Source organism: Paenibacillus woosongensis (genome assembly GCF_030122845.1).
GTDB classification, from domain to species: Bacteria; Bacillota; Bacilli; order Paenibacillales; family Paenibacillaceae; genus Fontibacillus; species Fontibacillus woosongensis_A.
In genome coordinates, this window is record NZ_CP126084.1 from 41653 (window position 1) to 53722 (window position 12070).

General features: G+C 52.8%; 11 protein-coding genes. All 11 read left to right on the forward strand.

Annotated features, from left to right (window positions below):
• Window positions 1–50: 50 nt before the first annotated feature.
• The 11 genes from mfd to QNH46_RS00260 all read left to right on the forward strand — a co-directional run bounded on the left by mfd (window position 51) and on the right by QNH46_RS00260 (window position 11931).
• On the forward strand, window positions 51–3575 hold the full coding sequence (gene mfd, locus QNH46_RS00210) for a transcription-repair coupling factor (protein ID WP_283926438.1): 3525 nt from the start codon (window positions 51–53) through the stop codon (window positions 3573–3575).
• Window positions 3562–4707, forward strand: coding sequence for a peptidylprolyl isomerase (locus QNH46_RS00215; RefSeq protein ID WP_283926439.1), 1146 nt, complete (start codon window positions 3562–3564; stop codon window positions 4705–4707). The genes mfd and QNH46_RS00215 overlap by 14 nt, the downstream gene beginning before the upstream one ends.
• Window positions 4708–5061: 354 nt before the next feature.
• Window positions 5062–5604 carry a stage V sporulation protein T gene (gene spoVT / locus QNH46_RS00220; RefSeq protein ID WP_283926440.1) on the forward strand — a complete coding sequence of 181 codons (543 nt, stop codon included), beginning with the start codon at window positions 5062–5064 and terminating at the stop codon, window positions 5602–5604.
• A 242-nt stretch (window positions 5605–5846) separates the two neighbouring features.
• A complete protein-coding gene (locus QNH46_RS00225) occupies window positions 5847–7532 on the forward strand; it encodes a polysaccharide biosynthesis protein (protein ID WP_430691866.1) in 1686 nt (561 codons plus the stop codon).
• A 228-nt stretch (window positions 7533–7760) separates the two neighbouring features.
• Window positions 7761–9263: a bifunctional methyltransferase/pyrophosphohydrolase YabN gene (gene yabN / locus QNH46_RS00230; protein ID WP_283926441.1), complete on the forward strand. Its 1503-nt coding sequence runs from the start codon at window positions 7761–7763 to the stop codon at window positions 9261–9263.
• Between the two features lie 183 nt (window positions 9264–9446).
• Complete coding sequence (locus QNH46_RS00235; protein WP_155613555.1) at window positions 9447–9719, forward strand: HU family DNA-binding protein; 273 nt, start codon at window positions 9447–9449, stop codon at window positions 9717–9719.
• Window positions 9719–9991 carry an RNA-binding S4 domain-containing protein gene (locus tag QNH46_RS00240; RefSeq protein ID WP_283926442.1) on the forward strand — a complete coding sequence of 91 codons (273 nt, stop codon included), beginning with the start codon at window positions 9719–9721 and terminating at the stop codon, window positions 9989–9991. The genes QNH46_RS00235 and QNH46_RS00240 overlap by 1 nt, the downstream gene beginning before the upstream one ends.
• Window positions 9992–10109: 118 nt before the next feature.
• Entirely contained in the window at window positions 10110–10391 is a 282-nt protein-coding gene (yabP, locus tag QNH46_RS00245) for a sporulation protein YabP (RefSeq protein WP_155613553.1), read from the forward strand.
• Window positions 10388–10963, forward strand: coding sequence for a spore cortex biosynthesis protein YabQ (gene yabQ, locus QNH46_RS00250; RefSeq protein ID WP_283926443.1), 576 nt, complete (start codon window positions 10388–10390; stop codon window positions 10961–10963). Before yabP ends, yabQ begins: the two co-directional genes overlap by 4 nt.
• A 13-nt stretch (window positions 10964–10976) precedes the next feature.
• On the forward strand, window positions 10977–11336 hold the full coding sequence (locus tag QNH46_RS00255) for an FtsB family cell division protein (RefSeq protein WP_283926444.1): 360 nt from the start codon (window positions 10977–10979) through the stop codon (window positions 11334–11336).
• 115 nt (window positions 11337–11451) lie between these two features.
• Window positions 11452–11931 (forward strand): S1 domain-containing RNA-binding protein, encoded by a 480-nt coding sequence (locus tag QNH46_RS00260; protein ID WP_155613550.1) that lies wholly within the window; start codon window positions 11452–11454, stop codon window positions 11929–11931.
• Window positions 11932–12070 lie beyond the last annotated feature (139 nt).

Consider the following 12070-nt stretch of genomic DNA (forward strand, 5'->3'; position numbering starts at 1 on the left):
AACCCGGGTAATATAGATTTTCAGTAAGTATTTTAAGAGAGGTGCCTCATTTGCTACAAGCACTTATACAAGCTTTTTCGAAAGATCCGGATTTTGCGGCTGCCGTAGCAGGCGTAAATTCGGGAATGAAAGAACAATTGATCTCCGGTTTATCCGGATCGTCTAAACAAATCATGCTGGCCGCGATGTACAGGGAAACCGGCCGTCCCCTTCTCGTCGTGACCCACAATATGTTCGCAGCTCAGAAAATTGCAGAGGATTTGCAGGAAGCGCTATCGGCCGAAGAGGTGCTGCTGTATCCGGCGAACGAGCTTGTCGCGGCGGAATCGGCGGTATCAAGTCCCGAGACGCTGGCGCAGCGCATCGAGGTACTGCTCAAATGCTCCCAAGGATTCCGGGGCGTTGTCGTGGTGCCTTATTCCGGCATTCGCAGATTTATTCCGTCACCGGAGACGATGGCTGCCGCGCATCTGGACATTACACTTGGCGGTACACTGCAGCTGGATCATTTTTTAAGCAAAATGGTCGAGCTTGGCTATGAGAGAGTTGAACGGGTAGAATCACGTGGCGAGATGAGCATCCGCGGGGGAATCATCGATTTCTATCCGCTGACTGCGGAGCTCGCTTACCGGATAGAACTGTTCGACGATGAGATCGACTCGATCCGTACGTTTGATCCGGCGGATCAGCGTTCTATCGATCAGGTGAAGCATGTATCGATCCCTCCATGCAAGGAGCTTATCGCCTCCAAGGAGCGATTGACCAAGGCAGCACAAATTGTATCGGAGCGGCTGGAGCAGCAGCTGGAGAAAATGACCGATCGTCAGGCCAAGCAAAAACTGAAAGAGGAAATTTCCAGGGAAATTGAACTGCTGCGTGAGCAGGTGTATTTTCCGGAAAACTATAAATACATTTCGCTGATCTATCCTGAGAATAAAACGCTGTATGATTTTATGGCGGAAGACGCTTTGCTGATCCTGGACGAACCAGCCAGGCTGCTGGAGACGGCTAAACAGCTGGAGCGGGATGAAGCGGAATGGCATATGCATCTGTTCCAAAATGGCAAAAGCTTGCCTGATCTGCCGCTTGCGATGGAGGGGGATCAGGTTCTTTACCGTCGGCCGTTTCAGACGTTGTTCCTATCGCTCTTCCTCAGGCAGGTGCCTCATGTACAGCCGCAAAACATTATCAATTTCGTCAGCCGGGCGATGCAGGATTTCCATGGCCAAATGAACGTACTCAAGGCGGAGATGGACCGCTGGAAGAAAAGCGGAGCCAACGTGATTATGCTAGCTGGCGGCGAGGAGCGTATCGAACGGATGCGGCGGGTGCTGCTTGACTATGGCATTGAAGAGCCAACCTTGCTGCAAGGGAATCTGCAGTCGGGGTTCGAGCTGCCTTCGGTGCATCTGGTCGTGATTACGGAAGGAGAAATGTTCTCCAAGAAGCAGCGCAAAGCCCGTAAAATTACGAAGAGCATGGATAATGCCGAACGCATAAAGAGCTATACGGAGCTTAAAGTTGGCGATTATGTAGTTCACCAGAATCACGGGATCGGGAAATATCTTGGCATCGGTACGTTGGAAGTCGGCGGCATTCACAAAGACTACATGCATATTATGTATGCGGGCGGAGATAAGCTGTCCGTACCGATCGAGCAGATTGATTTAATTCAGAAATATGTAGGCTCCGAAGATAAGGAACCCAAAGTATACAAGCTGGGCGGAAACGAATGGACGAGGGTCAAGAACAAGGTCCGTTCCTCCGTACAGGATATCGCTGACGACCTCATCAAGCTGTATGCTGAACGTCAGGCATCGCCTGGCTACGGATTTGAGAAAGACACGCCCGAGCAGCAGGAATTCGAAGCGATGTTCCCCTATGAGGAGACAAGGGATCAGATCAGGGCGATCGAGGAAATCAAGAAGGACATGGAGCTGTCCCGCCCTATGGACCGCCTGTTATGCGGCGATGTTGGCTACGGCAAGACAGAGGTCGCAATCCGGGCTGCTTTCAAGGCCGCGATTGAAGGGAAGCAGGTCGCTGTTCTAGTGCCGACGACGATCCTGGCACAGCAGCACTACGAGACATTTCGCGAGAGATTTTCGGGTTATCCGATCAACATACAGACCTTAAGCCGCTTCCGCAGCCGGAAAGAGCAGAACGAGACGATCAAGGGTGTCCGTCAAGGGACGGTCGACATCGTTATCGGGACGCATCGCCTATTGTCCCAGGACGTAGTATTCAAGGATTTGGGACTGCTGATCGTCGATGAGGAGCAGCGTTTTGGCGTAACCCATAAGGAGAAGCTCAAGAAGCTGAAGACGAACGTTGATGTATTAACGCTGACCGCTACGCCGATACCTAGAACGCTTCACATGTCTATGCTGGGCGTGCGGGATCTGTCGGTCATCGAATCACCACCGGAGAACCGGTTCCCTGTACAGACCTACGTCGTGGAGCATAGTCAGGCTCTGGTCCGCGAGGCGATTGAACGGGAACTGGCGCGGGGCGGGCAGATCTATTACCTGTATAACCGTGTCCAAGGCATTCAGGAGATGGCCGCACAAATCTCGATGCTGGTTCCTGAAGCCAGAGTGGGGGTTGGGCATGGCCAGATGTCTGAGCAAGAGCTGGAGAAGACCATCCTGGATTTTCTAGACGGCGAGTATGACGTACTGGTCAGTACGAGCATCATCGAGACCGGGGTAGATATCCCAAATGTAAATACGCTTATCGTTCATGATGCGGATAAAATGGGCCTATCCCAGCTATACCAATTGCGCGGACGCGTCGGCCGTTCAAATCGGATCGCTTACGCTTATTTTACCTATCAGCGGGATAAATCCTTGACGGAAGTGGCAGAGAAGCGTCTTCAGTCCATCAAGGAATTTACGGAGCTTGGTTCCGGATTCAAAATTGCGATGAGAGACTTGTCCATACGCGGGGCAGGAAATTTGCTTGGCGCCGAGCAGCACGGATTTATCGCGTCGGTAGGCTTTGACCTGTACTCTCAAATGCTGGCTGAAGAAATCCAGAAGCGGAAGGTAGAGATGTTAGGCGAAAAGTCGCCTGAGGATACGGCCTGGAATACGACCATCGACCTCGGAATTGATGCGTATTTACCTTCTGACTATATTTATGATAGTATTCAAAAGATCGAGATTTACAAAAAAACAGCTTCGGCCGCCGCTTTCGAAGACGTTGCCGAGCTGGAGGACGAGCTTCTCGACCGGTTTGGAGAATTGCCGGAGGCTGTGGAAAACTTGCTTTCCGTGGCCCGGGTGAAGCTCTACGGCAAGCTTTATGGAATCGAATCCATTACACGGCGCGGAGACGAGACTGTCATCAAGTTCCTCGATGGGCGGGAGAAGGATATTCTTCCAGCCAAGCTTGCGGAAGTTGGCAATCTGTTCGGAAGGCGTGTACAATTTAATCAGGGTTCGGCGATGCTGATCCGAATCAAAACCAAGGAATTGGACGATAAAGCATTGATGGGTTTGTTGGAGCAATTCCTTGAGGCCCTGAAGGTTTCGTTCAAATTGAAAGGGGAACTACAAGATGTCTCGAAGTAAAGCACGTTCCTGGAAGACGCTTTTTATTGCGCTGGTTGCGGTATTAACGATTTCCATGTTAGCGGCATGCGGCAAGAAAGATGACAATAAAGGCAAAGAAGCAGCAAATAACGGCAGCTCGGGCAAAGTGGTGGCCACCTATGAAGGCGGGGAGATCACTGAGAACGAATTTGATCTTGAGCTGCGCATCATGAAAACACTTCAGCCTCAAATGGCACAACTGCTGGAGTTGGACGACTTCCGGGAAGTTCTGGTGAAGCAGGCCATCACTTATGAATACTTGTCTGGAAAAGCCGATGATAAGGCGAAGAAGGAAGGCAAGAAAACAGCAGAGGATCAGCTTAAGGCGATCAAAACGCAAATGGGCGATGATGCATTTAAACAAATGCTGGATGCTCAAACCATCACCGAAGATGAATTGAAGAACTATATGGTCCGTATTTTCACAGTAGTTGCCAGCCAAACGGCCGGTATTACGGAGGAAGACATTAAGGCGGAATTCGAAGCGACGAAAGAGGATTATACGAAAGCAACGGTTCGGCATATTCTGATCGGCCTGACGGACGCGGAGGGCAAGGAGCGCAGCAAGGAAGACGCTCTGAAGCTGGCGAACGAAGTCAAGGCCAAGCTGGATAAAGGGGAAGATTTCGCGGCCTTGGCCAAGGAATATTCCGATGACCCTGGCTCGAAGGACAATGGCGGCTTGTATGAAGATGCGCTAGTGACACAATGGGTGCCGCAGTTCCAAGAGAAAGCGCGGACGTTGAAGATCAACGAAATCAGCGAGCCTGTAGAGACGGATTATGGTTACCATATCATGCGGGTGGAATCGCGTACCGAGAAGAAGTATGAGGACTTGACCGCAGAGGAGAAAGACATGATTAAGAACCTGGTCGGCTCCAACAAGCTGGACGAGTTCATGGACAAGGATTTGGATAAGATCATCAAGAAGATCGACCTGCCTAAGGTGGAAAACAACACAGAAACTGACAACAATGCTGCAACGCCACCGGCGAGCGAAGGCAACGCAGGGACAGATTCGCAAGGAACAAGCAAGGAATCTGGCAACAGCGGAAATGCTGGAGCGAACAATAGCGAGAAAACCGACGGAAATGCAGGCAATACGAAGTAAGGAATTCAGGTTTCTTGTAAATTAGGGAGAAAACCAGGTGTTTTTCCGACTTACCATTCTGGGCGGCAGCGCGAATCATTTCGCGCTGCTTTCTTTTCCCAATTGGGGTGTAAAGCGGATTTCAAGGACAAAACGAATGAATAAGGTGCTGGAAAGGGATGAATACTATGGTCAGAATCACAGAAGCCGAGATCCCTTTATCATATACACAAATCGCCAGCTAATCTTGCTTCAAGCAAGGTGAGGCAAATCGTCTGCAGTCGTCGCGGACTTTTGTAGTGAACGTAACAAAGGGTAAGGAATATTCATCAGACAGTAGTCAAAACTTCTTAAGAAAGCGGGGCAACATGTGATATGAAAGCTACTGGAATTGTACGACGTATTGACGATCTTGGACGGGTGGTTATCCCTAAGGAAATCCGCCGCACGCTGCGGATTCGCGAGGGGGACCCACTGGAAATTTTCGTGGATCGCGACGGTGAAGTGATTCTGAAGAAGTATTCCCCGATTGGCGAGCTGGGCGACTTTGCTAAGGAATACGCTGAGTCTTTGTATGAGAGTACAGGTCATATTACCCTTATTTCAGACCGGGATACGCTGATCGCGGTGGCTGGAGCCTCCAAGAAAGAGTACTTGGACAAGCAAATTAGTTCCCTGCTGGAAAGCAGTATGGACGGCCGCAAAATTTTGCTGGAGACGAACACGGGAAGTTATGAAATTAATAAGGATCATCCTGAGACTATTTCCTCTTATGTTATCGCTCCGATCATTTCAGGCGGCGACCCGATCGGTACCGTAATATTGTTGAATAAGGATGAGTCCGTGAAAATGTCGGATCTGGAATCGAAGATGGCAGAGACGGCCGCAGGTTTTCTCGGCAAGCAAATGGAGCAGTAATTTTGTGTTGAATAACTGAAGGTCTCCCGCTGCGCGAAACGGTTTGGTCACGTTTTGGCAGGCGGGAGTTTGTTTGTGGGGACATGTATGGAGGGCGTACTGCGCCGTTTAAAAAGTACGGGTGATGTCCTAGGGTAATGGCAGAGCTATTGAGCTGCATGATCTGCCGTTGCTTTAACGGGGAGCAAAATCGTCTTATAATGGTACCTGATGCATATTTTGAACTTTAAAGTAGGGTGCCTATGATGAAAGACGAGTTTACCGAACCCCGGCCATCCAAGCTGCTTAAAGGGGCAGCAGTCCTCGCGCTGGCCGCTGTAGTGACAAAGCTGCTGGGAACGCTGCAAAAGATTCCGCTGCAAAACATCGGAGGGGACGGGGTTTTCGGCATTTATAATACCGTCTACCCGTTTTATATGATGATCGTTACGCTTGCCACAGCTGGTTTTCCAGCAGCGGTCTCCAAATTCATTGCGGAGCGTCAGGTGCTGGGCGAAGAGGACGGCAAGCGGTCCGTTTTGCGGATGGCCAGCCTGATGATGGGACTGCTCGGGGTGGCCGGTTTTGCCATGCTGTATTTTGGGGCCCCGCTGCTGTCGCGTGCCATTGGCAGCAGCCAGCTGCTGCCAGCGCTGCGCAACGCGGCTCCAGCCCTGCTATTCATCCCGCTGACTGCCGCTCTGCGGGGTTACTTCCAGGGACTGCAGGAAATGGTGCCGACGGCAGTCTCCCAGGTGACAGAACAAACAGTCCGCGTAACGGTAATGATCGTCCTGCTCTTATACTGGACGGGGGTTGGCGCCGCGGATGATGTTATCGCGGGAGGGGCTTTTGCCGGATCAGCCGCCGGCGGGATGGCGGGGCTTCTGGTCATGCTTGTATATTGGCGCCGCAGCTCCGGGCAAAGGGAGAGCGCGGCACCTAGCCGGGAGCTTGGTGCCGCTTCACAAATCGATATCCCTGACCGGGCGAAAGGCGCTGGAGAAGAGAGGGGAACGAAGCTTCTCGCGGGCATGCTGGCTTATGCGATTCCCGTCTGCCTGGCAGCCCTCGCCGTTCCGCTCCTTAGTCTGGTAGACACCTTCACGCTTCCGAGATTGCTGCAAAGCAGGGGAGCTGATGAACTGCAGGCCATGGTGGAGGTTGGCATATATAACCGCGGTGTCCCGCTCGTTCAATTGGTAACGATGCTGGCTTCCTCGCTGTCGGTGATGTTCATTCCTGCGCTGACGGAGCTGCGAATGAAGAATGATCCGGTAGGAATCCAGCGGCAGACGACGCTGGCACTGCGCTGGTTCTGGCTGATCGGCCTCGCCGCATCAACTGGACTGGCTCTGCTGGCACAGCCGATCAACGTGATGCTGTACGAGGACGACCTCGGCAGCGCGACGCTGGCGTGGATCGCCTGGACGGCGGCCCCCGGCGCGATGGTCACTGTGAGCGCAGCGCTGCTGCAGGGGCTCGGCCACGTGCGCGCCCCTGCGCTGCACCTGCTCGCCGCGGCGGCGCTCAAGACCGCGCTGAACGCGCTGCTCGTGCCGCCGCTCGGCATCACGGGCGCCGCCCTCGCCGGCATCGCCGCCTACGGCGCTGCAGCAGCAGTCAACCTGGCGCTGCTTGCCCGGCGCACCGGCCGCGCCCGGCGAGGCGCCCGCGCAGCGCTGGCGCGGCTGCAGCGCCCTGCAGCGGCGCTCGTCGCCATGGCGGGCGCCGTGCTGCTCGTGCGCCTGGGCGCGGGCGCGCTGCCGCTTGGCGGCGGGCGCATGGCGGCGCTCGCCGAGAGCCTGCTCGGCGTGGCCGTGGGCGCCGCCGTGTTCGCGGCAGCCGTGCTGCGCACCGGGCTGCTGAGCGCCGCCGAGCTCGCGGCGTTGCCGCGCGTTTCGCCGCGGCTGGTGGCGGCGCTGCGCCGGCTGCGGCTGGTGCGCTAGCGGCGCAGCTGCACCAGCTCGCCGTCCACGCCTGCTTCGGCATCCGCTATTGCTCCTCGGCTCTACACCCTAGCTTCTAGGGTGACCGCCACGGAGTTCAGCGTTGCCATGGCGCCGCCGTGATCACGGTACCGCTGCGCGTCTCGCCGACGGACCGCTTGCTCCATCCCCGTAAATCGCGTTATAGTAGAGGACATGATGCTAGAACAGGAGTGTGACGATAGCGATATGAGCAGAGCGATCATAGTGGTTGGGCTCGGATCGGGGGATCCGGATCAATTGACGCTAGGAATCATAAAACAGTTGAAGTCAGCGACGGAGCGCTACGTCCGCACGAAGGATCATCCCGTCGTAGCCTGGCTTGAATCGGAAGAGGACATCCGGTTTGAATCCTTTGACTCGGTTTACGAGGAGCACGAGGATTTTCCGTCCGTCTACGAGGAGATCGCGGATAGGCTGGTGGCCAGGGCCCAGAGCGCTGATGACAGCGGGGTCATTCTATATGCTGTTCCGGGCCACCCGATGGTGGCCGAAGCGACTGTGCAAATTTTGCGGCGACGCTGTCCGGAGGAAGGCATTCAGCTAGAGGTGCGGGGCGGAGAGAGCTTTCTGGATCAGGCTTTCGTCCGGTTAGGCTTCGACCCGATCGAGGGTTTTGCGCTGCTCGACGCATCCGATGTAGGCACAGTAAAGCTTGATCCGCGCATGCATACATTGATTGGCCAGGTATATGATACCTTTACAGCATCCGATGTTAAACTTGGCCTGATGGAGATATACCCCGATGACCATGAAGTGGTCGCCTGTCATGCCCTCGGTGTGGAAGGCCAGGAGCAGATCCTGCGCGTTCCGCTGCATGAGCTCGATCATGTGACCGGGTACGGCAATTTATCGCTAATCTACATTCCGGCAAGCCGGGACGAGCAGCTGCGCAACAGAAGCTTTGAGCGGCTGCATGAAATCGTCGCGATTCTGCGGAGCCCGGAAGGCTGTCCGTGGGACAGGGAGCAGACCCATCGCTCCATCCGCAAGAATCTGATCGAGGAAACGTACGAGGTGCTGGAGACGATCGATGACGATGACCCCGATCATATGCGGGAGGAGCTTGGGGATTTGCTCCTGCAGGTGATGCTGCACTCGCAAATGGAGGAAGAGACAGGACTCTTTACTGCCTATGATGTAATTCAGGCTTTGAATGAGAAGCTGATCTACCGTCACCCGCACGTCTTCGGCGAGCTGAATGCCGAGGATGCGGAGGCAGCGCTTAGCAATTGGGAAGCCATGAAGGCGGAGGAGAAGCGCAGCAAGGGAATCGAGCCGGAGGAGCAATCCGCGCTTAGCGGCGTCCCTCGCGACTTGCCAGCATTGATGAAGGCTTATAAAATTCAGAAGAAGGCTGCAAAAGCCGGATTCGACTGGGAGGACATCTCCGGAGTTTGGGACAAAATCGAAGAGGAGCTTGCCGAGCTTAAAGCATCGGTTGGGCAGGGCGAGGATGCCGAAGCACAGGTGCTGGAGCTGGGCGACGTGCTATTCTCTGTCGTCAATGCCGCCCGATTCATCGGGGTTGATCCGGAAGAGGCGCTGTCCTTGACAATCCGTAAATTCGTCCGCCGCTTTCGGCATGTCGAGCAAAGACTGAAAGAAGCGGGCAAGACGCCGGCCACGAGCTCCCTTGCGGAGATGGACAAGTATTGGGATGAAGCCAAAGAGCTCGAACGCCAGCTGTAAAATGGCCAATTTGTCTAAATAGCGGTGCTTTTTGGGAAAAAAATAAAAAAATTATCGATATCGGGCAGGATTTTTAGAATTAAGCAAGAATACTCTTACAAAGGTATGGCGACTTATTCGGAGATTTCACTCCATTGTGCTGCCGTATTTCATCATTTCTTTAATTATTGGGAGGCATTATTGATGAACAAAACAGATCTGATCAACAACATTTCCAGCAAAAGCGGCTTGACTAAAAAAGACGTTGAGTCTGTATTGAATGGTTTTCTTGGCGAAATCACCGACGCTCTCGCAAGCGGAGACAAAGTTCAACTGATCGGCTTTGGCACGTTCGAGACTCGTAAACGTTCCGGCCGCACGGGCCGCAACCCGCAAACGGGCAAAACAATCGAAATTCCCGCATCCAACGTTCCAGCTTTCAAAGCGGGCAACAAACTTAAAGAAGCTGTAAAATAATGCGTCTTGATAAGTTCCTGAAAGTGTCGCGGTTGATCAAGCGGCGTACGGTGGCCAAGGACGTCTCCGATCAGGGGCGGGTTCTCATCAATGGACGCGAGTCCAAGCCGAGTACCGCCGTGAAGGTCGGGGATGAAATCACGATTCAGTTCGGCCAGAAGCTGGTAACCGTACGAGTCGAACGACTGGCGGAGACAACGCGTAAGGAGGAGGCCTCCACGCTGTATACGCTGGTGAAGGAAGAGCCGATTCCAAAGGACAACTTTCTATGAACGATTAGGATGATAACGAACAAATAACGGCGCCGTCATGGCGCCGTTTTCGTTTTTTTAGCAGTTCTAAACCGATCCCTCTTTCCATAAGCTATTTTTAGAAGGAGGGGTACATGCCATGGTGGATCTCAATAAGGGAAAGCATCAGGAAGTTCGACTATTCCAGCGCAAGCTGCTTGAAATTACAGGCGTGCTAAATGTAGAGAGCTTCGATAGCGAGGAGTTTTTGCTTCAGACGGAGCTGGGTCATTTAACGATTCGCGGCCAGAATTTACATATTAAAAATTTGAATTTGGAGCAGGGACTCGTCAGCATCGAGGGTCTTGTCAATTCCCTGTCCTACATTGATCCCGGCTCCCATTCCGGCGGCAAAGGGCTGCTCGGCAAGCTGTTCCGATGAATTTGGAGGTTCAATGGGCGACGCTCTTATGGATGGCTGTATCCGGGGGGATATTGGGCATCGCCTTTGACAGCTACCGTGTCGTTTCGGGGCAACTCCGCTTTCCCCGGTGGAGTGTACATGCCCTGGATCTGCTGTATTGGGTCGCAGCCTCGCTATTCGTATTCCGCATGCTGTATCACAGTAATCAGGGTGAACTGCGTTTCTATGTCTTTTTGGGATTGTTTATAGGCGTTTGGATTTATTTTTTGTTCCTAAGTGTTATAACGGCGCGTTTTGTGGTAATGTTAATGAGAATAGTTAAAAAGATTTACCTCATATCGGTACGGATATTCAGTATTTTCATTATTGCACCGATAATATGGTTATTGAAGGGAATCAAGCTGTTATTAGGCTTTGTTTGGGTCATATTGCTGTTTATGGGGCGGATCACACTGCTACCGATTTGGAAGCTGCTCGTCTGGGCCCTTAGGCCGCTGATCAGGAAGCTCGGAATCATAGAGTTGGCGGTATCGGTTCGCGATCGTATAACATCGATATGGAAGCGCTGGTTCGGCAAAAAAGAAGATTAGAGGGAGGTGCCCTATGCGCAGAACAGCTATGTCCACAAATTCCAAGAATCAGTCCAAGGGTCAGGCTACCCATCAAATGGCTGGGGCACGACGGCGACTCCGGATTTGGATGGGGTTTATGATTATTTTTCTGGGCTGGGCAGCGTATACATTTTTTTCCCAGTCGAGCGAAATCAATGCCAAATCCCAGCAGCTGGAGGAACGCCAAGCTTCGATGAACGCCGCCACGCAGAGCTTGGAGCAATTGAAGTACGAAATCAGTCGTCTCCAAGACCCCGAATATATTGGACAAATCGCTATGAAGAAATACGGGCTTTATAAACCCGGTGAAATCCCGGTTCGGGTCTCCGAATCGTCTCCGGAAAATGACTAGTTTTTGCAGGACATACGTCTGTTGACCTTGTTTCCGTCATTCGGTATAATCAAATCACCACAGTCATGATTTCGAGGCCTGGCTGTATATTTTTAAGGGAGGATCATTTTATTTTATGGCAATTGAAGTGGGCACCAAGTTAGAAGGAAAAGTGACAGGCATCACGCATTTCGGAGCATTTGTGGATCTGTCAGGAGGTGTCACGGGTCTCGTTCACATCTCAGAAATCGCCGACAATTACGTCAAGGATGTTAACGATCACCTGAAGATAGGCGACGCTGTAACTGTCAAGGTTATTAACGTCGACAAGGACGGTAAGATTGGCCTTTCTATTAAACAGGCCGTGGACAAACCGGTAGAGGCAGAAAGACCACCTCGCGCACCGCGTCCGGATCGTCCTGGCGGAAGAGAGGGAGATCGTCCCGGCGGCGGATTTAACCGTGAACGGGGAGGGCGTTCATTCAAGCCCCCAGCCGGCAAAACTTCTTTTGAAGATAAAATGTCCCGCTTCCTCAAAGATAGTGAAGAGCGCATTTCTTCGTTAAAGAAGAACACCGAGGGCAAACGCGGAGGCCGCGGAGCCAAGCGTATGTAGTTTTCTTGAAAATGAATGATGTATACCGCAGGCGGAAGGATAGCCTGCGGTTTTTATTTTTAAACTGCTCTTTTCCCTCGCGGGCAAGAGCAGTTTTTTTGTCGTCTTCATTTTTTTACCGACAGGTTATTACCCTTTT

Bases quoted from the DNA above. Each gene is read 5' to 3' on its own strand.
- QNH46_RS00260 (WP_155613550.1), top strand. From the start codon at position 11,452: ATGGCAATTGAAGTGGGCACCAAGTTAGAAGGAAAAGTGACAGGCATC.
- QNH46_RS00235 (WP_155613555.1), top strand. From the start codon at position 9,447: ATGAACAAAACAGATCTGATCAACAACATTTCCAGCAAAAGCGGCTTG.
- QNH46_RS00255 (WP_283926444.1), top strand. From the start codon at position 10,977: ATGCGCAGAACAGCTATGTCCACAAATTCCAAGAATCAGTCCAAGGGT.
- yabN (WP_283926441.1), top strand. From the start codon at position 7,761: ATGAGCAGAGCGATCATAGTGGTTGGGCTCGGATCGGGGGATCCGGAT.
- yabQ (WP_283926443.1), top strand. From the start codon at position 10,388: ATGAATTTGGAGGTTCAATGGGCGACGCTCTTATGGATGGCTGTATCC.
- QNH46_RS00225 (WP_430691866.1), top strand. From the start codon at position 5,847: ATGATGAAAGACGAGTTTACCGAACCCCGGCCATCCAAGCTGCTTAAA.
- QNH46_RS00215 (WP_283926439.1), top strand. From the start codon at position 3,562: ATGTCTCGAAGTAAAGCACGTTCCTGGAAGACGCTTTTTATTGCGCTG.
- QNH46_RS00240 (WP_283926442.1), top strand. From the start codon at position 9,719: ATGCGTCTTGATAAGTTCCTGAAAGTGTCGCGGTTGATCAAGCGGCGT.
- yabP (WP_155613553.1), top strand. From the start codon at position 10,110: ATGGTGGATCTCAATAAGGGAAAGCATCAGGAAGTTCGACTATTCCAG.
- spoVT (WP_283926440.1), top strand. From the start codon at position 5,062: ATGAAAGCTACTGGAATTGTACGACGTATTGACGATCTTGGACGGGTG.